The sequence below is a fragment of the Mesobacillus subterraneus genome, from assembly GCF_023715485.1.
Lineage (GTDB): Bacteria > Bacillota > Bacilli > Bacillales > Cytobacillaceae > Mesobacillus > Mesobacillus subterraneus_B.
On the sequence record NZ_JAMBOF010000010.1, the window covers coordinates 23,044 to 46,007 of the forward strand.

Sequence of the window (22,964 nt, forward strand, 5' to 3'; positions counted from 1 at the left end):
TCCCTCCGAAATTATTTTTATCTTAATTGAAATAAAGGGAGCCATATCAACTCTCTGAGTGATATGGCTCTTTTTTGACCCTCAGAAGAAAGTCGGATTTTTTATTTCAATAATGAATCTGCTTTCTTTGCAGCATCATTCATTGCATCTTCGGCAGACATTTTACCGCGGACAACTTTCTCAAAGTTCTGGTTAATAATTGCTTCGATTTCAGACCATTGAGGAATTGGAGTACGTGGCATTGCAGTTTTTAATTGCTCAACATATTCTTTTGCAAATGGCACCTTCAGGAATTCTGGATCATTTGCAGCTTCCTTGTTAGAAGGAATCAGCCCAGTTTCGGACATGATTTTTTGCGGTTCCGTTGTCATCATCCACTTTGCGAAAGTCCATGCTTCTTCAGGATGTTTTGAGTTAGCAAAAATAACAAGGTCTTCACCGCCGATAACGGAACGGCTTCCTCCCTTACCTTCAGGCATCAATCCGCGGACTGTATCTTCAAGCGGCTTGAATTTGCTTCCTTCTTCATTCATCAAGATGCTGTAGAACCAAGGACCATCATCTATCATGAAATATTCATTTTTCTTCATGCCATCCCATGTTCCTGGTTCACCGCCAAGAAGTGTTGGAGCAGCCAGCTTATCCTTTTGCCACTTGGCAATTTCTTCAACTGCTTTAATGCTTTCAGGGCTGTTCAGGTAACCATCGAATTTAGTGTAATCCTCATTTGTCAATTCCCCTCCAAGACTCCAGAAATATGGAAGGAATCCCCATGAGAATGAACCACCGATTCCAATAGCTCCTTTTGCGCCCGCATCCTTCGCTTTCTGTGATGCGGCCACGAACTCATCCATTGTTTTTGGCGCTTCTGTAATTCCGGCTTTATCCATGATTGCTTTGTTATAGATCGCCACTTTTGTATTCGTATTTACCGGCACGCCATAATACTTGCCTTCAAATACATTAGTTGCCATTGGGCCTTCAAACACACTTTCCTTAACTGCATCGAAGCCATCCATGCTGCTTACTTCTTTTAAGGCACCCATTTCCGCAAATTCAGGAACCCAGATAATATCCATCCTCATTAAATCCGGAGCAGCATCACCAGACACACCCGCAATGACCTGCTGCTTCAAACCCTCATATGGCATACGGGTAAGCTTGAGCTCAATTTCTGGATGTTCTTTTTCAAATAAAGGTTTAATTTTATCGACCAATACCTTTTCTTCCTGATCTCCGTAGGTATGCCAGTATTCAATCGTAACCTTATCCTTACTTCCTTTATTATCCCCATCGGCTTTTTCGCCACCGCCGCCGCTGCATGCTGTTGCAAGAAGCAAAGTCGATATGGAAACACCAGCCATCAATGATTTAAACCATTTCATTTTTGGGTACCCCCTCATATTTTTTGTACAAGTAAATTATTACTTTTTTCTTTTTGAGTTGTAACCGTTTACATTAAGGGGATGGTGTCTTATATTTCTTTCTTGCAAACCTGAGGATTGTGCTGCAGTGATAAGGTGTTTTATATTCATCTACTTAAAGAGATATTTTACCTCCTGGTGATCTAGGGCATTTCAAACGTTTTTTTCTGGAGCTTGTGACGATTGGTGACAAATATAGTCTGTCGTTACAAAATTCAAGACTTGTTAAACCTTTTTATTGGCAAAAAAAGAACCAGAACACAAAAGATGTTCTGGTCTCTTATCTCTTTATTTTATTTGGATCGTTACTTTATTCCCTCGAGCTATCAGGACCTTTTCATCGTGGTGACTAATCGTCAATTCTTCTCCCTCTGCAAGTACATAGGATACCATGTCCTTCTCTAGATGAATGTTCAATATCCTGTTTTGGTACTGCAGATTGAATTCTAATGAGTTCCACTGCTCAGGAAGATAAGGAGCAAGGCTAAGACCGCTTTCTTTTACCCGCAATCCAGCAAACCCAAATACAATGGCTAGCCAGGTACCTCCCATGTTTGCCATGTGGAGGCCATCCTTTGTATTTCCGTGTGTATTATCCAGATCAAGACGTGCCGTCTCATAAAAATAATGATACCCTTTTTGTTTGTAGCCTAATTTGGAAGCCATGATACTGAATACGCAGTAGGATAAAGATGAATCGTGAGTGGTCAGCGGCTCATAGTAATCATACGAGTTTTTAATCGTTTCAAAATCAGTTTCATCCTCCAACAGGAAATGGGCTAGAACGGTGTCCGCTTGTTTACATACCTGATAGCGGTATAAAGTCAACGGATGATAATTTAGCAATAATGGGAATTTTTCCTTTGGTGTATTTTCCAGATCCCAGCGGTCCTTGTGCAGGAAGCTGTCATCCTGGGCATTGATTTTCAAGGATTCGTCATATGGAAGAAACATATTTTCCCCGGCTTCTCTCCATTCATCCGCTTCGTTCTCTGTCAGCGCAATCTTTTCCGCCAACAGGTTCAAAATGTCGGTTCCCTTTAACATCTGATATACCTTTACAGCCCAAAGCAGGTTATGTTTGGCCATTACGTTCGTATAGTAATTGTTATTGACAATACATGTATACTCGTCAGGACCTGTGACATTATCGATTCGGAATTGGCCTTTTTTCATGTGGCCGGTATCGATCCATAGCCGTGCAGTTTCGAATAATACCTCAGCCATATAGTCCTTTAAAAAAGCCTCATCCTTTGTGACTAAATAGTACTGAATATAGCTATAGGCAACATCTGCACTGATATGATACTGAGCGGTGCCGGCCGGGAAGAACGCGGAGCTTTCTCCACCCGTGATCGTCCGCCATGGGAACAGGGCTCCCTTTCTATGGCCCATCTCCAGCGCTCTTACCCTGGCACTATCCAGGATGGAATAACGATGGAGCAATAAATTTTTGGCGATATCCGGATTTGTCATTAAAAAGACAGGGAACATGTAAATTTCCGTATCCCAGAAATAATGGCCTTCATATCCTTCGCCAGACAATCCTTTCGCGGCAATATTGCTTACCGGGTCCTTGCCGACGGACTGCAAAAGCTGGAATAAATTAAAGCGGATTCCCTCCTGTAATTGCTCATCACCTTCTATTTTCACATCAGAGGTTCTCCAGAAATTTGTTAAATATTCTTCTTGAGATAACAGTAAATCCTCGAAGGATTGTTTGCTGACCTGGGTTTGGATTGCCATAGCTTTCTCTACAACCTGTTCACCATGACGCAGGGTATCAGTATAAACATTGTACTTGGTGAATCGGATAGGTGAACCTCCCTGGCAAACATATGTCTCGGTAACGGCCGTATTTGAAGCTTCAGCTACATATTGATATTCAGCGGCTTCGATTTTAGAGGCAGCAGCACATGAAACTTCAAGCTCAGTTGCAAATGTCCTGTTCTTAACCACACTTATATTCTCTTCATGCTTCGCTTCAATAACATTCAGCCGTTTTGCATGGCCTGAAGCAACACGAGGATCATTTTTATCCACGTAGTTCGATACATCACCATCAACGGTGGAAACAATCTTTATGTTCTCTACTAAACTAACGGGTACTACTTTTACATCAATGGCAAAAAGTTCTCTGGTAATAAAAGAAATCAGCCTTTTAAAATGAAGTTTAATTTCTTTACCTTTTGGTGACCGCCAGTGGACAATACGCTCCGAGAATCCTCGGTCGAAATGCAGGTTACGAGTATAATCGATCACTTCGCCCTCAAATAACGAAAAACGTTCTCCATCAATGTAAATATCAATTCCCTGAGCGTCAATTATATTTACCAGTTTTTGTTGTGTTTCAGGAAATGCGTGCAGCTTTTCCCCGTATGTGATCTCTGTCTCATCATGAAAAGCATTAATGTACGTCCCACGAATTGATTTGTATGTTTCTGGATAACCCTCTTCGAAATTGCCTCTTACACCCAAGTAACCATTCCCCAGTGATAAAAGACTTTCATTAATTAGTAGATTCTCCTGATCCAGCTCTGATTTTGTAAGCTTCCAGCTCATCTGTACCCCTCCAGCGATGTCATATATATTCGTAAGAAAAGCACTCTGGTTTCATCCCTAAGTGCTATTAACTAATGTCTGCGAAAGCGTTTTGATAACTCGCGCTTGTATATACAAATTATTATGTAATCGCTTTAATGTCAATTCATTTTTGGATTTTGGAATTTGTTCACATTTTAAATTCCTGTCACTATGAGCTAGTTATCTACTTGAAGCTTTGGTATTTTAAATCCTGCTTCCATAGAAAATGCCAGGAATAAAAAATTCCTGGCATACATTTATCCTAATTTACATTATCAGCGCTGTCGGTATTTCTTAAAAATTCACCAATGACCTTTAGATACTCTTCAGGCTCTTCCATATATGGCATATGCGCACTTTCCTCAAACACATGGAACTCCGCCCCCGGCGTCAACCGGCTAAAATACTCCGTCGATTCAGGAGTCGCTTCATCATATCGGCCGCATGTATACAATGTCGGGCACTCGATCTCACCCAATTGCTGGGTACAATCGAATGTTTTAAGATTTCCCAGCACCGTAAATTCTGATGGTCCCCACATCGTCTGATACACAACAGGATTTTTCATTCCGGCACCAGCCTTAAGCCATTCAAAATCAGGCTCGCCGCGGTAAACAAATTCCTTGCTGAACTCCCTGATCGCTGCCTTGAATTCCTCGGAATCGGTATCGCCGCTTTCTTCACAGCGTCTGATCGTCTCCTGCACGTCAACTGGAAGCTTGGCAATATTGCGTTTTTGGTCCTCTTCCCACATTGGCGCACTCAAGCACGGGCTTGAGAAAATCACACTCTTCACTCCACTTGGCTTAGTCAGCACATATGCTGCCGCAAGAGTCGTTCCCCATGAATGACCAAGGATATGTACTTCATCAAGCTTCAGCGCCTCTCGAACCTGGCCCAGTTCCTCAACAAAACGATCAATATTCCATAGGGAAACATCATCAGGGCGATCCGATTTCCCGCAGCCGAGCTGGTCATACATGACAACCGGGCGATCCTTGCCCAGCTCCTTCAACCCTTTCAACGAATAAGTCGAAGACCCTGGCCCTCCATGTAAAAGAATAACCGGTGTCCCTTCTGCATCCTTATTGTAAATTTCATACCAGACCCTCCCGCCGGTAACCTCAACAAAACCTTCTTCGTACATATGTATTCCTCCTAATTCTATTAAATTAACAAATAGCTTTTTAAGTACGCTTCTTTTATCCCACTCTTATAAATTCGCCTCAATTAGGAAATTTCCTTTTTACTAGAATTGAAGAAGCAATCAAAAAGAGAGTGTCCCAATCGGATTGAGACACTCCCTTCTAAAATCCATTAGTAGCCTAAGTCTGTGTTAACAGGTATAGTCCCAGCGTAATCAGTCAGATACCCTGCCAGAGGATAATACGGGATCTTATACCACTCATTTTCGTTTACATTCTCCACTTCACCGGTTACATAACCATATACCAGCGACTTCAATGCGAGGTAATTCTGCTTTGTCAGGTAGCCATTTGATTTTTGGCCAAGGCTTCCATCAGAAGTATTTCCTTTTGTTTCAAAGAATACTGCTGGATGGCTATGTCCTTCAGGGTTCAGGTTGTTGTAGTTCAGCCCCATCATCATGGCTGACACAACCCCACCTCTGATATCGATATCGTAACCAATTCCTTTTTCTCTATTAACACCGACCTGGTAACGGTCAATATGTGTATAGCCATAATCCTTCAGCTCATCATAGACATAGGCCATCATCTGCTTGGTGATTTTATTATAGCCGGTACCAGGCAGTGTTGGCCCATCCGGAGCAAGTGAGATTCCAAGAGAGAATGAAGTGGACTCGTTTGTTCCATAGACTTGCTTCAGCCCCTGATGATGAAGGTCGATTGCGAAATCAGGCTTAACGTCCGCCCAGTAGGCATAGACTACTTTTGATTCTACTGCTTCGAAACCCGTAAGAGTCCAATCACGGTTTAAGTCGATCAATTTTCCGCTTTCAGCCAGTTTTGTATGGCGGATGTTCATTTCCGCTCCATCTGGATTATACATCGGGATGAAATAAAGAGTCGCTTCTTCAAGAACCCTCTCTACATCCTTCTCTCCGCTGTTCGCATAGGTCTTTAGAAGCTGGAGTGCTGCTTCAGTGACCAATTTCTCGTTTCCATGAATTTGCGCCTGAATCCAGATTTTTTGAGGGCCTGTCCCCAATTTTGCGACATAAATGCTTCTGCCCTGTTCTGACTTTCCATACTGATCAAGAGTAGATACCTCAACCTTTCCTTTGCTCGTTCTCTCGATGTCTTCAAGGATTTTGACAACGTCTGTGTAAGAGAGGGTACTGTTAATGTTTGTATTGCCGTTCGTTGATGGCCCTCCAGGCTGGAGTGCTGCAAGTGATGTCGAGCTGAATGCAAGCATGAAGATCAATGCTGCGGTTGCGAAATTAATTATTCTCTTTATCAATTTATGTATCCCCTTTCATAATGTCGTCGCCCCTTTTTAGACCTTTCGGGACGCTAAATAAATGATAAATTAACTTAGCAACATTTTAATAGTGTAAAAAGTATGAATCTTTAGACAATATGAGACAAGCTCTAAGATATGTCTTTGTACCTGTCATCAACCAAAAATTATCGGTAGATTAAGATAGGTACATCTCTGGGCGCAATAAAAAAAACAGCGAATTGATTCGCTGTCTCACGATTTATGGAACGCTGGAATTGTCGCTGGTCTATTATTTAAAATAACTGGCCCCGTACTAATCGCTATTATTTTTCTCATATGATCTCCTGCAAAATTTTAAGCTTCTTCAGCCAATTGCACTGACTTCTTTTTTGTAAAAGAAGTAATGAATACTCCAATAAAGACGAGACATCCACCAATGACTTGCGGCAAGGTAATAACCTCACCCAGCACCAGGAACGCAGCACCCGCACCAAACACCGGAATCAGATTCAAAGAGATCGATGCTTTCGATGGGCCAATCATCGCGACCGCTCGATTCCACAGCAAGAACGAACAAATCGATGGAAAGATCCCTATGTAAAATAACGCGCTCCACTCGCCAAGCGTCAACGCATCAACCGGCTCAACTGCCAGCTCCACTGCGACCGCAGGAATCATCAACAGAAAACCAATCGCAAGCGTGAAACCGAAAATCGCCAGCGAAGGCATCTTCCCGGAAAGCTTTTTGATAAAAATAGAGTACAAAGCCCACGAAATTACAGCCAACACCATAATTAAGTCGCCCGTATTAAACTGTAAAGCAATCATTCTCTCAAATGAGCCATGTGTGATGACAAACAGCACTCCAATAAACGAAATCGCCATTGACACCCAGTACTTCAGCTCCATTTTCTCCCCAATCAAAAGCGCAGATAAAAGGAAAATGAATAATGGACTCGTGCTGTTCAACAACGTCGCATTGATCGCAGACGTATAATTGACCGCCCAATAAATCAACAGATTAAACCCAATTACTCCAGTCACCGCCAGGAAAACAAGCATCTTTAAATTTTCTCGTAACGCAGCCATCTCCCGTTTGAAAAGCCTGATGATTACTGGTGACATAATCAGGACACCAATCGCCAAGCGAATGAAAGAAATCGTCACCGGCGGAAGGGAACCAGCAAGGAACTTACCAGCCACCGCATTGCCGCCCCAAAAAAATGCAGCTCCAACCAGGAGTAAGTACGGAGCGTTTCCCAGTCTCTGGACCATGGCATTCTCCCTCCCTTTTTTTATATTGTATAGGAAAAATATCCAATCTGGATAAAATTTTTGAAATAATAAGAAAAACCGAAATCAAGAAACTGATTCCGGTTCAATAGCTGCTATTGTATTGATTCAATTTTCCCCGCAAAACGGTTAATTGCTTCATCAATAGCTCATATTCTTCATACTCGATATTGCACAGTTTCAATTCAGTGGCGATTTTTTGCACAATGGCTTCTTTTTCTTCTAACGCTTTCCGTTGAACGAAGATGCAAACCTTTCTTTCATCTACGGTGGAACGCTCCCGTTTCACCCAGCCACTCGCTTCCATTCTTTTAATCATCGGGGTCAATGTACCAGTTCCCAGGTTCAGCTTTTCCCCTAGCTCTTTTACGGACAGACCATCCTTCTCCCACAATGCCAATAATACTAAATACTGGGGATAGGTGATACCGAAAGAATCCAGCGCTTTAGAATATAATTTGTTAAACTGGCTTCCCGCCTCATAGACGGCAAAGCACAGTTGATTTTCAAGAGTTAAAAAATCGTCCAAGCGTCTCATCCTTCACACAGCTTATAATAGTTCGGCGATATCTTGCTCAATTTTACTAGGTTCAGTCGTCGGAGCATAGCGTTTAATCACCTGGCCTTTACGATTGACAAGGAACTTCGTGAAATTCCATTTAATATCCTTCGTAAGCAATCCGCCTTTTTGCTCCTTTAAAAATGTAAAAAGAGGATCTGCGTCAGCACCATTCACATCAATCTTCGCAAACATCGGAAAGGACACTCCGTAATTCAGCTGGCAAAACTCAGTCGTTTCCTCAATATTGTCATACTCCTGATTGTTAAACTGGCCACATGGAAAACCCAGAATTTCCAGTCCTTTTTCGTGGTGCTTTTCATACAGTTCCTGAAGCCCAGTAAATTGAGGCGTCAATCCGCATTTACTTGCCGTGTTCACAATCAGCAATGGCTTGCCTGCATAATCACCGATCGATTTATTCTCGCCATTCGTCTTTTTAACGGTAAAATCATAGACAGTATTCATGAGAAATTCCTCCTAAATCACAAATTTATATCGTGTACGATTAAATCGTATCAGATTTTATTTTCACCTTCAAATTTTAATGTGTTGTTCATGCTAAAAAAATAAAAGGCAACGCTGCCGCATTGCCCTTTCTAACAAAAAAATGGATCTATCTTTAAACTGTTTCTGTGACCCAATTGCTCTATTCATTTTAAAAATAGGTAGCACAGAAAGAAAAATAAATCTTGCTAAAATGCAAAAGTATAATTTGGAGTAATCGATATAAGGCGGAAAGCAATATATGAATTTTCGGTGTTAGAGCGAGAGGAATGAGAAAATACGGATGGATTCTAGTTAGCTGTGGAACCGGCTAGTGATTATGTTGCTTCTAAATTAATAGTGCCATAAATGATAGATAGAAAATGTAGCTATACGAATTACAAGCCAAAAATATGAAGTGAAGATAAACGTAGAAGCCAAGAAGAATTTCCTTGTGCCAATTACAAAGTTTATAGGTAGCTTAATTTTGTGCATTTTTTTCTAAATTATAGATTCGCTTGTCCATCTCAGTTAATCTGTTATTCATGTAATCAGCTTCAAAATCAGTTTTCTTCTTATTCGCTTTCAATATTCCAATAACATCTTCTCTTTGAGAAATTTCAATTCGATTTACCGTTTCTTTGATTACATGAATGTCTGTTTTTGCATCTTTAAGATCTTTTTGGACTTCGGTTAACTCCTTTCTTACATCTGTTAAGCCCTGTTGCACTCCTGTTAAATCATTTCTTACTTCTGATAAATCATCTCTTACTTCTGTTAAGCCCTGTTGCACTCCTGTTAATTCATTTCTTACTTCTGCTAAGCCCTGTTGCACTCCTGTTAAATCATTTTTCACTTCTGCTAAGCCCCGTTGCACTCCTGTTAAATCATTTTTCACTTCTGCTAAGCCCTGTTGCACTCCAGTTAAATCATTTTTTACTTCTAATAATATTTCCAGTATTTGTTTCTCCATCTCTGTTCACCTCCTTGACTAATATTATAAGACATTTTTAAATTCCTTACTATCTTAATTGTCTTCCTCAAAAGGCGAAAGTTTCACTAATAATCATAGTGATGCTTTCGCCACATTGATGCAGGCATTCCAAGCTTTTTTCATTAGGCTATAAATCAAATTTTTCCTTAATGATCGTTGCTACTTGTTCAGCACTTAAGTTCGTATTGTTGATCTTGATATAGTTAGGGAATTTGATTTCACCTTCCAATGAATTCAATCTATGCTTCTCCATTGTCCGTTTCAAGTCATTTTCTGACCATTCAAGATCTCTTTTTTTAGGCTTGTGTTCAAGTCTATTTGGAGTTTTATTCCGCTCGAGTCTCTCTTCTAAGTCAGCCTCTAATTCTACATAGTAGACAGCGCCGCCTCTGGACTCAAAAAGCTGAGAGAGTCGCTCAACGTAATCCCAATCAGACTTCATATCAAACATCCACACATAAGTGAATATCATTCCATACAAATCACTCTTTGAAACCTCTTCAAAGATCTCCTGACGAAACAATTTTACTAATCTTTTTCCTTCCTTTGTACTGTAATCAAAAAAATGATTAACCAAGTCAATCGTCATATGGTTATGAAAAAGTTTTAAATCCGTTATTTTCGCTAATTCCTGTCCGACTGTCATTTTTCCAACCGCTTGTGGTCCAAATACGTGAACAAATTTCATAGACACTCCCCCTTTTTTTAAAAATAATCTCTATGAAAATATTAGCATAATTTTACAAAAATTCTTTAAGTTTTCTTTTCAAACATAGCAAGAACCTGCTGATTTTTAAATTTCAATATGCTGGTCTTTTCATTGAAAAAAAAGGAAATGCACATGACGTGAATTCCCTCCCCTACCATATTTCACTTTTCGGCATTGCCATTAGGCTTTAATATCCCGAACCCTCAAGTCAAATCTTAAATGAACTTCTGCCAATTAAAAAATCTTTTTCCGAAAACAATGGATGCAATTTCGCGCGAAATCGTGCCTAATTTCGTCTTCCCTTGATTGTTAGTCAAAATAATGATGGTTAGATCATCGTCAATAAATCGAGCGAACTCTGCTTTGTGTCCTGCAAGCCCTCCAGCGTGCTGTATCATTTTATGATTAAAACTAATCTTATTGTCTATAACGTGCCACCCGTATCCATATTTAGCGGCGCCAAATGGAGCACTCTTCATGTACCCGGTCTGCATTTTAGCTGTTGCCTCTTCACTTAATAACACGTGATTGTTTATGGCTTGATTGTATTTCTCCATGTCGCTGACCGTACTCGTAATATCTCCTGCTGCAAATGTTAAGCTGTCATGGAAGTTCCTTGTTGGTTTTTCCATATTTTCATATCCGAATGCATAATCAGCAGTACTGTTCAAGAAGCCACTGCTTTTCATATCGGCTTTTTCAAAAATATTCTCTTTCACATAATCCTGATAGTTTTGTCCAGAAACGCTTTGGATGATCGATCCTAAAAGAAGATAATTGGAATTAGAATAAGCATATTTTTCGCCTGGTTTAAATTCAAGTTCTTTATTTTTAATCTGCTCTATTATTTCATTCGGTGAATGTTCGTTTTTATTGTCAACCACATTTAACAGCTCTGGTATTCCTGAACTATGAGTAAGGAGATGGTGAATCGTAATATCATCCCAGTTGGAAAACCCTGAACATATTTTGATAACGGCTGTTCCACCGATAGTTTCCCCTCTTCTTCAAGTTGAAGAATGCTAATTGCTGTAAACGATTTAGTAAGGGATCCAATCGGAAAGACGGTATCTATGGTGTTTTTAATGTTTTGTTCTTTGTTTGCAAGTCCGTAAGCCTTTTGAAAAAGTATTTCATCGCCATCTGCTACAAGAATCGTTCCGTTGAAATTCACCTCTGCTGCTTTTTCATCAATGAATTCTTCTAAGTCAGTATGAGAAGTGCTCCAAAACAAATAAAAGCATAAACCAATAAATAACCCTGCAGCTACCTTCAAAAAAACCTTCACAGTAACTCCCCCTAAAAAATATACAGATAAGGCATCTGGAAATCCTTCATTCTGTCTCATTCATATGCTTTCTAACGCATTTCCATTCTTTCTGTCTAGGTCTATTATACCAGCACGATGGAATATTACGGTAAAAAATTCGCGAGTAAATTAATGAACAGCACAGGAATAGGTATCATTCTTTCTATATGGTTAACCGTCACAAAACAGACACAATATTCCCCTATCCACCCTGTCCCCTTTCCCTGCCCATCTGTATATAGACAGTGAAAGGGCGGTGCAAAAAGATGACAATTAAATCAGGGGTCATTGAAGGTTTTGAAGAGTATTCACAGTTCAGTTCGCTGGAGGAATTCAATCGTCATTTGGAAATGTGGCTGGCTGTACATAAGCATGATTTTTCAAAAGGAGAGCTAGTAGGGTTAAAGAGGCTGTCCAGGTTTGCGGCAAAAATTCCAGGCGTCAGCAATGCAAAAATCGGGACGGTGCTGAAAGCGATTCATGAGGAATACAACGAACTCGGCATTTCTCGTTCCACTTTAAAAGAATGATCATAAAAGCTAGCAATCTGGGAATCTTCACAGTTTACGAAACTGAACGGAAGAACGGTTCACAATCTAGCAATCTATACGTATTCAATCGTTTTCCCAGCAATGAACCACCAAAAAAGGAAAAACTGAACCACCATAATAAAACTATTATTCTTTCTGAAACTAAAACTATAAAGAATAATAAACGTGAAGTAACGGCACCTCAACAAGAAATCACCAAAGCACCAGCAGACCATCTATTCGTCAGCGACAGGATCCCTAAGCCATTCGTCGAACTGGCAAAATACTTCTTTCCAAGCGCAAAGGCCATCGAAGAATTCTGGAAAATGACAACCATTGCAGCCTACAAAAATAACCAGGAAAACGAGACAGATACCATTCTGTCCGTTTCCCTGGAGTCTTTTAAGCAGCTAGTTCGTAAAATGAAGTCAAACGTAATGGTGAAAAATCCCCTTGCCTACTACACTGGCATTCTGAATAAGAAGTTTCAGGATATTTATTTTTCGGAGCTTTTTGAGATGGGGTTTTAAATTGTTTTCTCAGATCTATTCTTTATCATTAGGAGTGGCTTATGAAATGATGGACTTTGACGTTGTGCCAAATAGCTTTCCAATTCTTTTTGATCAACCGTTCCTCATAAATCGCTGCACGTTCTTTTGTTTCTGTAAAAAAAGGAGTAGGTTTCACTTCCAAATGAAGGACATCATTCAACCCACACGGAGCGGTAAGAACCAAATGATTATCCTTGTCCAGCTTCACACCGAGAGCCGTCGCAGTTTCCGGAAACTTGGAGATGGCATCTTCAGATGAAGTATACGGAGGAATATCATTGATGACATGCATCCTAGCCTGATTCTTAACAGACCAGGGAATACCAGGCAAGATACTCATCAACTTTTTCTCCAATTCCTTTTCGTAATCCTCATCTATTCTTGCGGCATCAAAATAAATAACATCAACATCAGGAGTCAACGTCCGATCCTTAAACCCGTGCAGCGCATCCCAGACTTTCGAGCGGACAAACCCGGCACAGATCCACCAGTCAGGCAAATCCAGTGTGCTAGCAGCTTTGATAATCTGCATCATTGTTTCATCACTTTGTATTAACTTTAGAACATCATCTTTGCTTCTCAACATTACGAATTTAATCCCCCTACATTAACGGAACATATATTCTTATATTAACACTAAATAAGTACAGTACTTAGCACTATACTGCGAAAAAAGAAGCACAGGGTACGTCCCCGCGCTTCAGGAATAACAAAAATTGGCTAAACTTGATGAAAATTATGGTAATCTATTATTGGAAATATTTCACTTTGAAAGGTTGATGAATTTGCAATCTTATTTTTTCCCGGTATTAATGTTAATAGTTATATGGATTTTAAACCGCAACTATGCCACAATAAAAGGCTGGATTGGAGAAAAGCGTGTAGCCAACATTCTCTCTTCTTTAGATTCTCAAGACTACACCCTCATGAACGACCTCTATCTACCGAAAGAAAACGGACAAACTACTCAAATTGACCATTTATTAATTTCCCCAAAAGGCATTTTTGTCATTGAAACAAAGAATTATAAAGGCTGGATTACCGGCTCCGAACACAGCCAGTACTGGACGCAGACAAATTATCAGCGAAAAGATAAAATGTATAATCCCATTTGGCAAAATTCAGGTCATATAAAAGCACTTCAATCAATTCTAGGAGATGCTGCTTCTGAACTACCTTTCCACTCGGTGATCGTTTTCGGAACAGAAGCAACACTGAAATTCAAAGAACCATTCAAGAATGCCTATGTCATTAAAAGCAGCGATCTATTAAATACAATTAGTAACATCCAGCCCACAGAGGAAGTTTCACTTTTTAAACGCGGGAAAGTGAAGCAATTACTTGCCCCTTTCACCATCACGGATTTAAAACAAAAGAGAGAAATAAAGAAAAAGCACGTAACCGATATAAAAAGTGAACTTAAGCAAAAGAAAACAATGGTTGCAGAAAACATTTGCCCCCGCTGCGGAAGTCCGCTTGTTTCTAGAACAGGCAAAAAAGGAAAGTTCAAAGGCTGCAGCAGCTTTCCCAAATGCAGGTTTATTGCTTAGCAGCTTTTAAGGAATATCTAAAATAAAGGTGTGTGTAAAATAACATGAACTTCAATATGACAATAGAAGAATTCACCGTGGGTCACTATCAAAATACAGTCGAGAGAATAGCAGTAAGAGCCGTTATAATGAAAAATAATCACATTCTACTGGTTCAATCTAATAGAGGGGATTTTAAATTCCCCGGTGGCGGAGTAGAAAAGAACGAAACTCATGAGGAAGGTCTAATAAGAGAGGTAAAAGAAGAAACCGGCTATACTGATTGCGTGATCATGGACAAAATTGGCACAATAATTGAACGGAATAAAGACGAGTTCGAAGAGGATGCTCTATTTCAAATGATATCTCACTACTTCCTTTGTGATCTCATATCCGAAGCAAAAGATGAACTGCAATTAGATGAATACGAGGCTGTATTGGAATTCACACCAAAATGGGTTACACTCGACGAAGCCATCACAAAAAATGAAAGCTTAATTAATAAATTTGAGCAAAATAGCTGGTTGAAGCGCGAGACCTATGTATTAAAACAATTGAAAGAAATGCAGACTTTATATTAAAAGGTTGAGAAGCACAGGGTACGTCCCTTCCCTTCCATTTAGCACAGGGAATTCCCCTGTGCTAAATTACAAATACCATAATGCAAGCTGAGCTTGTCTTTTTAAAAAAACTGATTATTCCTGAATGGTAAGAGTCAAAATAATGTCGATTTGCTCCTCATCACCCATATAAAAAGAGTGAGCGCCAATCTCTACAAAACCCATTTTCTTATAAAAAGCAATGGCATTTTCATTTTTCTCCCATACACCCAGCCAGATTTTAGTCTTATTATGCACCTTCGCCAATTCTATCGCTTTATTCAGCAGATATTTACCAAGCCCATGTTTTTGAAAATTGCTCTTAATATAAATCCTCTCAACTTCAAGCGCTTCATTCCCCATGTCCTCAGACTGAGCATCATCGATGTTAACCTTTAAATACCCAGCAAGTTCATTGTGAGAAGAGACAAAAAAGAACTCAGAAGAAGGATTGCTCAATTCTTTCTCCAATTGAATTAAGTTAAATGCCTTTTCCAAATAAGCATTCATATTCTCGGAAGTGTTCTGTTCCTTAAAGGTATCACTGAAGGTTTCATAACTGATTTCTTGTAGTGTGGGTATATCTTCCCGAGTGCACTTTATTACTCTTATCGTCATTTTATTTTCCGCCTCATTCATATGGTAGTTAAAAAAGAAAAATAGAAATTTTATAAAGAAAAGATGGAGCACAGGCTACGCCCCCTTGCTTCATCTCTTCATAAAAATATTATTAATTTACTGCTTTCTCTAATCTTAAATAATATGCTTCATCTATAAATGGGATAATTTGATCTAAATTTCCTACCCATTCCAATCTTATGTATACTTCTCCAGGCGTTAACTTTATTGAATCACTATCTTTATATTTTTTACTTAACATTAAATCCATCTTTTCTTGCATTTCAATAGCTGTGTTTGTATGAAGTTTCTTACCGAGGTGAAGAACCAAACAAGTCTTTCTTGCAGAAGTTAAGGACACAAATTTATACAATCCTTTTTTGCTAATGTATCCAATACAATCTGTTCTTTGACCATTTTTCCTGCTTACATGGTAATCCTCTACCTCTGTATCATAAGGACTCTTACAATAAATATACTCATCAATACATCACGCCAATTCTCTTGCTTTTTGTGTTCTAAATAATCCAAAAAAGTACTCTTTGGTTGTCATATGTTCACTCCTCCTCTCTATCTTTCACAAGCTAATAATTAAGATGACAGTACTTTTCTCCTCAATTAACTCTAAAGCAGGTAAAACATGATAAAATAATTTGTTTTAAATCATCTATTTTATCACCAGGAACCATCTTTACAGCTCCCATCCTGAACTTCTCCCTAAATTCCACATCAAAATACCTCATCGAATCCGCTTGCCCATCTGATGTAGGAGTTAAAATGTATACTTCCTTGACTGCCTTTTCTCCAGTCTCACGATGTATGATTCCATCTCGATATTTGTGCATTTCCCCTAGTGCGGTTCCTATGTTTCCAGGTACTCTGTACTTTGGATCGAACACAATAATTCGATCCTTTCCTTCTAATACAATATCCGGAATCATTCTCTGAGTATATGTATGGAAGGTCTTTGAGTTATATTGATAGGATCGCTGAAAGTATAGAGTCATGCCGTTTAGCAAGTGTACCGAACTTTGATTGTTTTCAGCTAAATTCAAAAAAAATCCATCTCTTGTAGTCTTAAATAGTTTGCTAGTGTCCTCAATTAAATTGGACTCTCTCATTATCTTTACTAATTGCATATAACACCACATTTCATATAGGAAAAAGGTGTCCTTTAATGCAATTGGGTAAGAGAGTCCAATTCCTTCTTTATTATGTTTATACAACTTATCAAACCACTCATACCATATCCGATAAACCGGGTGCTTCCTGAACGTTTGCGTAATATTGTAAGGACCTTTATTTTCATTAATCTCTGTTAAAAAGGGACTGTTCATCCAGTGTTGTAAAATTGCTTTGTACCTTTTGGCTTTCACTGTTACAGAATCAATTTCAGCTGCCTCATATTTTCTTAAAAGACGGTATAAATCCAGAACCTGTTGTTTTAACACTTGATTCTCATATATGTTTCTTGTTTCATAGGTTTTTACAGTTTCCACATGGGTAGGTATTTCTCTGCCATGCCCTTTCCTATCCAACCAAGCTAATGTTACTTGTTCAGCACGCTGAACCTTTTCTCGTTTCATGATGGTAGGTTGTTTTTGCAATCTCCGGATTGGCTGACCTTCAATTTTTGAAAATATTTGTCTTAGCTGTTGAAAGGATCTTTCGATATAACTCCATTGTGTCCAAGAAAGATTACGGTTCCGGCCAGAGGCGTTCACCTTAATTTCAAGACCACATAGCTGAAAACAAATAGCTGCTTCTTCAAGAATTTCTTCAATCATCAAGTTATATTGTTCTTCCGTTAATTTTCTTTGGTCAGGATAGATATAAGACTCAAACTCTAGTCCATTCAAGGAAATTCTCAAGGTACCACTTTGAAAAGGAGTAAGCATTGTAGCAAAGAAAGTACCCTCTTGTTTGTAAAATGGCAATGGAACACCATGAATCCGGACATCCACTTGATCTCCAATGTAACGGAGTTTATACTCAGCAGCTTCTGTTAAATACGCATCGGTAATATGGATCCAGCCTTGCCCCGCATCCCAAATTTCAAGATTGTTATCTCCAGAACTGAGTGGCTCCATAAGACTCCAACTCCTCTTGCATCCGTTTGACATGTTTTAGCGAGATGGAATCAGTATCAAGGTTTTCCTTAAGCCAAACTTCCATCTTTCTTAACATTTCAGCAATCCTTTCATCACCACGAACCTTTGTTAAAACCTTCTCGGAAATAACGCGATCCAGAGCCTTTAAAGGCTCCATTTGATGTTCTTCAGGTAACTGTTGGTTAACAAAAAGTTTGCGCAACATTTCCCCCATTGTTCGATAACCAAAATGAAGTTCGTACGTTAATAACATCTGATGCAATTCCTTTAGCATGGCAAACTCTCGACCGAGCACGTCCTTGATATCCTGGTCTGCACGATCCCAGTATGCATTAAAGTCAACGTCAGACAAGGTCATGACAAATGCACGATCAAGAACCTTATCAGAAATTGAATGAGTCGTTTCATCAACATTAATTGTACCAAGTAGATACACATTAGGCGGAATAAGTATTTTCTTAGGGATATCTGTTATAGTATCATCCTGATGCAATGGTATTTCTTTTCCTGATTCTACAGCGCTTAGATAATCGCTTAAATAATATTCAACCCGAGCAAGATTCATTTCATCCAGCAAGATAAAATGAGGTTTTTCTCGCTCTTTCAAAGCGTTTAATATTACATTAAGAAATTCTGTTCTTACATACCGCTTCTCAAATGAGCTATAGTATCCGAATAAAGCACTGGCGTCAGTCCAATCGGGCCTTACCGGAATAATCGTGAAGTATGGATTATCATTCTCATACTCAAGACCATAGACTGCGTTCGTATACAGTCTGCAAAGCTGTGTCTTTCCAGTACCGGAGATCCCGCTTAAAAGTACAAAATGCTTATCATCAAGTGCAGTTAAATTCAGATGCAGGTCCCGGATAATTTCTTTTGAAAAAGTGAATCTACTATTTGATATAGTTTGGAATATGCCCTCAAACTGAAAGTTAGGTTCTATTAAATCAGAGTCATCAGTTGATAAATCTTCTACATCAATCTCAACTTCATTTTCTTCTGTAGGAAGTTCAAGTTTTTTACTAGCATGCGCAAATAATAAAGCAGCATCGATGAAATTCTTCTTAACCTGTTCATTTCCTTCCACAAAGGTTTGAGTCTCATTATTAAAACTGCCAACTTTATAAACATTGCTCCCCGCTTCAATCCCATGTTCATTCAATAGCTTCATCGCGTGTGCCATCACCTGATGGTTATCCAGGCTTTGAGTGGTAAATGACTTCGATATCTTCCATTCCTCAATACCATTACCTATAATTTCACGAGCATTTGTAAAAATATGATTATGTCCCTCTATCTGTACCATGATTGTTTGAAAAGGAGAGAACTTTTCATGGAACTCAAAATAATATAGAAAACCCTTAGTAACCAACTGGTCGCTCTCATAGATATGAAACGACTGTCGCTTCGCATTTGTTTTGTATCCTTCTGCAGAAGAAATATCAACTTTGTATGTACGCCCTAGTAGTTCAGTTTCTTTTATATTTCTAGTTGAGGCCAGAGCCATCAATGCATTGTAAGTTTTATGGGATATATCAATTTCTTCATTAAAATAAGTTCTATATTCCTCCAACTGCTTCCAAGTTCTGAGAAGGCTATCTATTAATAACTGTTCTTCAAGTTGTCCTTCCAATGGAAGACTCATTCCAATTTGAAACCACGGACGCCTTCTTGGTTTAATACAATCTTTTATGTACTTAACGAAATCCTCTCTTTGAAGCTCCTCTTTTTCTTTCCAACCAGTCAAAATATCGAATTCCATTGGGATCGAGTTTAAGACACTTTGTATCTTCTCATTTTTATACCAGGCCCAAAATGGTATAAAATTAACCTCATGGTGTATAAGGATTAATTGGCTAAATCCATTAAGTTCCAAAGTGATTAAGTTATATTCCTTATCGTTCACTTTGGTATACAACCCGACAAAGTATTTGCGACCTATATCTGAGACTTTTTTCTTCTCAGCATAAGTTGGATTTCTGGCATCGTGATAAGTTGTGGACAATGTAGTATCGTAGCTACGTATATAAACATCTTCACTTAATCGAATATCCAACTTTTCTACAAAACGTTCAAACAATGGTTTAATAACAGGAGAAATTTCATCCAATGCCTTTCTGCATCGGAATTCTGTATTATCCATATTTAAAATAGATTGAAAATGATAGAGATTTAGCACAGAAGCACCCTCTTTATTTATTGATAACTTTGTTAATTTAATACTACTAAAGATAGTTTGGAAATAAAAGGCTGTGAATAATTATCATTAGCCATTAAATACTAATTAAATCTCAATAAGTGTTAAACTAAATATTATATAGTTCAACTTAAAGCGAGGGTTCCTAATGTATAAAATATCGAAATATAAAGCGGAGAGTATTGAGCCAGTGACATTTTCAGAATTAGGAATGCAAGAAAGTGATATAGAGGAATTGTTAAGGACCAATATTGAAATGATAGCTGATGAGGAAAAATCAATGCTCATTGTGGGTCAACAGGTAAGAAATGTTCATTACGGACGTAGTGATTTGACAGCAATCGATAACAACGGAGACATCGTTTTAATTGAAATTAAGAGAGATCGCAAAGATATTGAAAACAGGAAAGAATCTTTTGAATTTCAGGCTATTAGATACGCTGCAAGCTATGCAACTATTAAAGACCCTGAAGACTTGGTAACCAAAATTTACGCTCCCTATATTGATAAATATCGTCGTGACTTTGATATCGGATCTTTAACTAGCTTCGAATTAGGCAGCAGAAAATTATCAGCGTTTCTTCAAGAACACAATGCCATAAACAGTTTTAATCAAAAACAAAGGATTATCCTGGTGGCTTCTGACTTTGACGAACAAACTCTTTCAGCTGTTGCCTGGTTAAATAGTAATAATGTAGATATGAGTTGCATTAAACTAACACCGTATAAAATTGCCGAGGAAGTTTATTTAAACGTTGAAAAAGTACTGCCATTGAACGATTACGATGATTATTTTGTGAATTTCCTAGAAAAGTCATCTCCGTTATCCAAACCTAAAAACACAAATATCTCTAAGCGAGCATTACCAAAGATAGACTCAATGCTTGAATGGGGTGTTGTAAAAGCTGGAGATGTAATCAAGGCTAAAGACTTTCCTGATGAGGGTATTCTCTTAGCTAATGGTAATATCCTTGTGAACGACACAGAACAATCCATGCAAAAATGGTTAAAAGGACTATATGGATGGTCTAGTATTCAAACATACGTTTTTGCGATTCATAAGGAAACAGGAAAAAGTCTCTCGCAGATACGCCATGAGTATATGGAAAATATGGAATCAGACAATTTATAGAATATAGTCGCCACTGATTGAAACTCGGTGGCGACTATTTCATTTATTAATAATTTATTGGCTCCAGTAAAGAAAAGATTTCCCATCAATAAAAGGAATGCTCATTTTTTATACAAGCTGCTCCACTTAGATTCTATAGTATTTTGCTAAATAATTATCATTCAACAAAGATATCCTTCACCAATTAAGATAAAAGAAAATATTCTCTCATGCTAAGTTTTTTACCCACATGATAAACTTAGGTTTATTTCTCTCATACCATTCCTTACAGATAAGGAATTTTTCATTTTGAATCGTTACTGGCTCAGCCCAGTAACGATCATATCCATTTATTTTCCTTTGATTAAACAGAGAAATTTTCCAATCAACCTTTTTTAACATCGGAAAATTAATATCAAAAGTCTCCTTACAGTATCTTTCATCTTGTAACATAACAATTTTGTTAGGAGTAAGTAGTCCCCTTTTGATTATGTCATCTATAGTTGTTCTAACTAATACTCCAATTTTCTTAGAGCTATCAATGGATAAGATTGCTTGGACTTCTTCTACCATTAAAGGTTTGCCATCACTTTCATTACTATTCTGGTAATCTTTAATCCATTTTTTCATGTATTTAATTTTCTGCTCATTTGATAGTCCTTCAACTTCTTCACTTAAGAACTTTTGAAAGCTTGATTTAAATTTACTCTTTTTCATATTATCCGGCTCCTAGAATAAAACCCTGTTTAATATTCGACTTCAATTAAATATATTCTGTTTTTAAATCCCCCTCTGGATTTTTCTTTATGCTGACGAATTTCTTCAATCTCAGTAAAATCAAAGCCATTATATTCAGCTAGTGAATGCATTACCTCCAACAAGTCTGCAAGCTCTTCACCTGCATCATGTTTGTTATTACTATTAATAAATTCGTTTAGTTCTTCAAGCGCTTTATTCTTTAATTCTCTTATGTATTCCTCACTAGTTAATTGCCTGGTGTTAAAAGTTTTCCCGGATCTTGAGATAATCTCAGGAATGCGGTCCCGGACTAGCTTGTTATATATTTTTGTTTTTCCCATACTCGGTCCATTAACCCATTTCCTAAAGAAATCCCAATCCCGTACCGAACCGTCATCATTTAAAACGCCCAGGTAGGTGCCATCCCCTTTTCCTACCTGCCATATAGCCTGAGCTGAATTAAGTTTATCCGTGATACCGTTACTCATCGCATATTCAATAAAAGCCTGTTTCCCAGGTTTATGGTTTTCTGAAACATAGGCAACCAGGTAAATATCAATGCAGCTGGCACCAAAATCATTAGGATCACCATTTAAAATATGCTGTTTAATTAATCTGGCTCTATCTTCCTTAGTTGGCGCATTCATAACTTCTCTTTTGATTTTATTTATCTGATAAGCTGTATAACTTCTTTTCTCCCATTGCTTTAACTGAATCACATCACCGTCAACCAAAATTAACTTATCAATCATGTTCTTTAAGTTGTACACAGTAGGAATGACATTCAGTTGAATACTCCTACCTCTTAAGTTTCTTGGCAAAACAAATTTTTCCTGAGTATAAGATGCCATGTCTTTTTCCCTCAATTCAGAATATATTTTAGTTAAATTATACCATTCAGCTAATCTAAGTGATATATTCATAGAAAAAGGGAGTGGAATTAATGACTATAAAGATGTTTGCTGAAATACTAAAATATCCATATGTAATCGTTTATGACACCGCTACTGGTAACAAGCTTCATAAGACAAACTGCTCCTATATCACAAAAAAGAATTTTGATTTGAAAGTGATCATTAATCAGGAGAAGAACGGTTACTATCACCCTTTGGCACACCTTGAAGAGCTAAACGATCCATCCGTTCAACCATGCAAAGTGTGTAAACCAAAACTCGGATAGAAAGTAAATATTC

22 protein-coding genes and 1 pseudogene are annotated in these 22,964 nt (G+C 38.3%); 6 read left to right on the top strand and 17 right to left on the bottom strand.

What is annotated here, in order from left to right; all coding sequences use genetic code 11:
- Positions 1-101: 101 nt before the first annotated feature.
- From M3204_RS15320 to M3204_RS15365, 10 genes and pseudogenes are all read right to left on the bottom strand, one after another.
- Entirely contained in the window at positions 102-1,385 is a 1,284-nt protein-coding gene (locus tag M3204_RS15320; RefSeq protein ID WP_251483290.1) for an extracellular solute-binding protein, read from the bottom strand.
- Positions 1,386-1,712: 327 nt separating this feature from the next.
- Entirely contained in the window at positions 1,713-3,986 is a 2,274-nt protein-coding gene (locus tag M3204_RS15325) for a glycoside hydrolase family 65 protein (protein ID WP_251483292.1), read from the bottom strand.
- Positions 3,987-4,269: 283 nt separating this feature from the next.
- Positions 4,270-5,154, bottom strand: coding sequence for a proline iminopeptidase-family hydrolase (locus M3204_RS15330; RefSeq protein ID WP_251483301.1), 885 nt, complete (start codon positions 5,152-5,154; stop codon positions 4,270-4,272).
- 170 nt (positions 5,155-5,324) lie between these two features.
- Positions 5,325-6,452 carry a M14 family zinc carboxypeptidase gene (locus tag M3204_RS15335; RefSeq protein WP_251483303.1) on the bottom strand — a complete coding sequence of 376 codons (1,128 nt, stop codon included), beginning with the start codon at positions 6,450-6,452 and terminating at the stop codon, positions 5,325-5,327.
- A 336-nt stretch (positions 6,453-6,788) separates the two neighbouring features.
- The gene (locus M3204_RS15340; protein WP_251483305.1) at positions 6,789-7,709 is read right to left on the bottom strand and encodes a DMT family transporter; all 921 of its coding nucleotides are present in this window, start codon (positions 7,707-7,709) and stop codon (positions 6,789-6,791) included.
- Positions 7,710-7,812: 103 nt separating this feature from the next.
- A complete protein-coding gene (locus M3204_RS15345; RefSeq protein ID WP_251483307.1) occupies positions 7,813-8,256 on the bottom strand; it encodes a MarR family winged helix-turn-helix transcriptional regulator in 444 nt (147 codons plus the stop codon).
- A 21-nt stretch (positions 8,257-8,277) separates the two neighbouring features.
- Entirely contained in the window at positions 8,278-8,754 is a 477-nt protein-coding gene (locus M3204_RS15350) for a glutathione peroxidase (protein ID WP_251483309.1), read from the bottom strand.
- Between the two features lie 499 nt (positions 8,755-9,253).
- Complete coding sequence (locus M3204_RS15355; protein WP_251483310.1) at positions 9,254-9,745, bottom strand: hypothetical protein; 492 nt, start codon at positions 9,743-9,745, stop codon at positions 9,254-9,256.
- 148 nt (positions 9,746-9,893) lie between these two features.
- Positions 9,894-10,454, bottom strand: coding sequence for an AAA family ATPase (locus M3204_RS15360; protein ID WP_251483311.1), 561 nt, complete (start codon positions 10,452-10,454; stop codon positions 9,894-9,896).
- Between the two features lie 236 nt (positions 10,455-10,690).
- A pseudogene (locus M3204_RS15365) lies at positions 10,691-11,823 on the bottom strand (serine hydrolase domain-containing protein).
- Positions 11,824-12,050: 227 nt separating this feature from the next.
- On the opposite strand from M3204_RS15365, the gene M3204_RS15370 reads away from it, so the two are divergent.
- Together M3204_RS15370 and M3204_RS15375 are read left to right on the top strand one after the other, a co-directional pair.
- Positions 12,051-12,314: a hypothetical protein gene (locus M3204_RS15370; protein ID WP_251483312.1), complete on the top strand. Its 264-nt coding sequence runs from the start codon at positions 12,051-12,053 to the stop codon at positions 12,312-12,314.
- Positions 12,311-12,844, top strand: coding sequence for a hypothetical protein (locus tag M3204_RS15375; RefSeq protein WP_251483313.1), 534 nt, complete (start codon positions 12,311-12,313; stop codon positions 12,842-12,844). Before M3204_RS15370 ends, M3204_RS15375 begins: the two co-directional genes overlap by 4 nt.
- A gap of 28 nt (positions 12,845-12,872) precedes the next feature.
- Here M3204_RS15375 and M3204_RS15380 read toward each other — a convergent pair whose 3' ends face one another.
- On the bottom strand, positions 12,873-13,451 hold the full coding sequence (locus M3204_RS15380; RefSeq protein WP_251483314.1) for a nucleotidyltransferase family protein: 579 nt from the start codon (positions 13,449-13,451) through the stop codon (positions 12,873-12,875).
- Positions 13,452-13,581: 130 nt separating this feature from the next.
- On the opposite strand from M3204_RS15380, the gene M3204_RS15385 reads away from it, so the two are divergent.
- Entirely contained in the window at positions 13,582-14,415 is an 834-nt protein-coding gene (locus M3204_RS15385; protein ID WP_251483315.1) for an NERD domain-containing protein, read from the top strand.
- A gap of 56 nt (positions 14,416-14,471) precedes the next feature.
- Entirely contained in the window at positions 14,472-14,975 is a 504-nt protein-coding gene (locus tag M3204_RS15390; protein ID WP_285856993.1) for an NUDIX hydrolase, read from the top strand.
- Between the two features lie 114 nt (positions 14,976-15,089).
- Here the strand turns inward: M3204_RS15390 and M3204_RS15395 are convergent, their stop codons facing one another.
- The 4 genes from M3204_RS15395 to M3204_RS15410 form a co-directional block, all read right to left on the bottom strand.
- The gene (locus tag M3204_RS15395; RefSeq protein ID WP_251483318.1) at positions 15,090-15,611 is read right to left on the bottom strand and encodes a GNAT family N-acetyltransferase; all 522 of its coding nucleotides are present in this window, start codon (positions 15,609-15,611) and stop codon (positions 15,090-15,092) included.
- 112 nt (positions 15,612-15,723) lie between these two features.
- Complete coding sequence (locus tag M3204_RS15400; RefSeq protein ID WP_251483319.1) at positions 15,724-15,972, bottom strand: hypothetical protein; 249 nt, start codon at positions 15,970-15,972, stop codon at positions 15,724-15,726.
- A gap of 253 nt (positions 15,973-16,225) precedes the next feature.
- Positions 16,226-17,701 carry a DUF2357 domain-containing protein gene (locus M3204_RS15405; RefSeq protein WP_251483320.1) on the bottom strand — a complete coding sequence of 492 codons (1,476 nt, stop codon included), beginning with the start codon at positions 17,699-17,701 and terminating at the stop codon, positions 16,226-16,228.
- Positions 17,676-19,904 (bottom strand): McrB family protein, encoded by a 2,229-nt coding sequence (locus M3204_RS15410; protein WP_251483321.1) that lies wholly within the window; start codon positions 19,902-19,904, stop codon positions 17,676-17,678. The genes M3204_RS15405 and M3204_RS15410 overlap by 26 nt, the downstream gene beginning before the upstream one ends.
- 166 nt (positions 19,905-20,070) lie before the next feature.
- Here M3204_RS15410 and M3204_RS15415 point away from each other — a divergent pair, with 166 nt between their 5' ends.
- Complete coding sequence (locus tag M3204_RS15415; protein WP_251483322.1) at positions 20,071-21,054, top strand: hypothetical protein; 984 nt, start codon at positions 20,071-20,073, stop codon at positions 21,052-21,054.
- 207 nt (positions 21,055-21,261) lie between these two features.
- Here the strand turns inward: M3204_RS15415 and M3204_RS15420 are convergent, their stop codons facing one another.
- On the bottom strand, positions 21,262-21,750 hold the full coding sequence (locus M3204_RS15420; RefSeq protein WP_251483324.1) for a hypothetical protein: 489 nt from the start codon (positions 21,748-21,750) through the stop codon (positions 21,262-21,264).
- Positions 21,751-21,779: 29 nt separating this feature from the next.
- Positions 21,780-22,112 carry a nucleoside triphosphate pyrophosphohydrolase gene (locus M3204_RS15425; RefSeq protein WP_251483569.1) on the bottom strand — a complete coding sequence of 111 codons (333 nt, stop codon included), beginning with the start codon at positions 22,110-22,112 and terminating at the stop codon, positions 21,780-21,782.
- 602 nt (positions 22,113-22,714) lie between these two features.
- Between M3204_RS15425 and M3204_RS15430 the strand changes: the two genes are divergently transcribed.
- Complete coding sequence (locus M3204_RS15430) at positions 22,715-22,951, top strand: hypothetical protein (RefSeq protein ID WP_251483326.1); 237 nt, start codon at positions 22,715-22,717, stop codon at positions 22,949-22,951.
- The last annotated feature ends 13 nt before the right edge of the window (positions 22,952-22,964 follow it).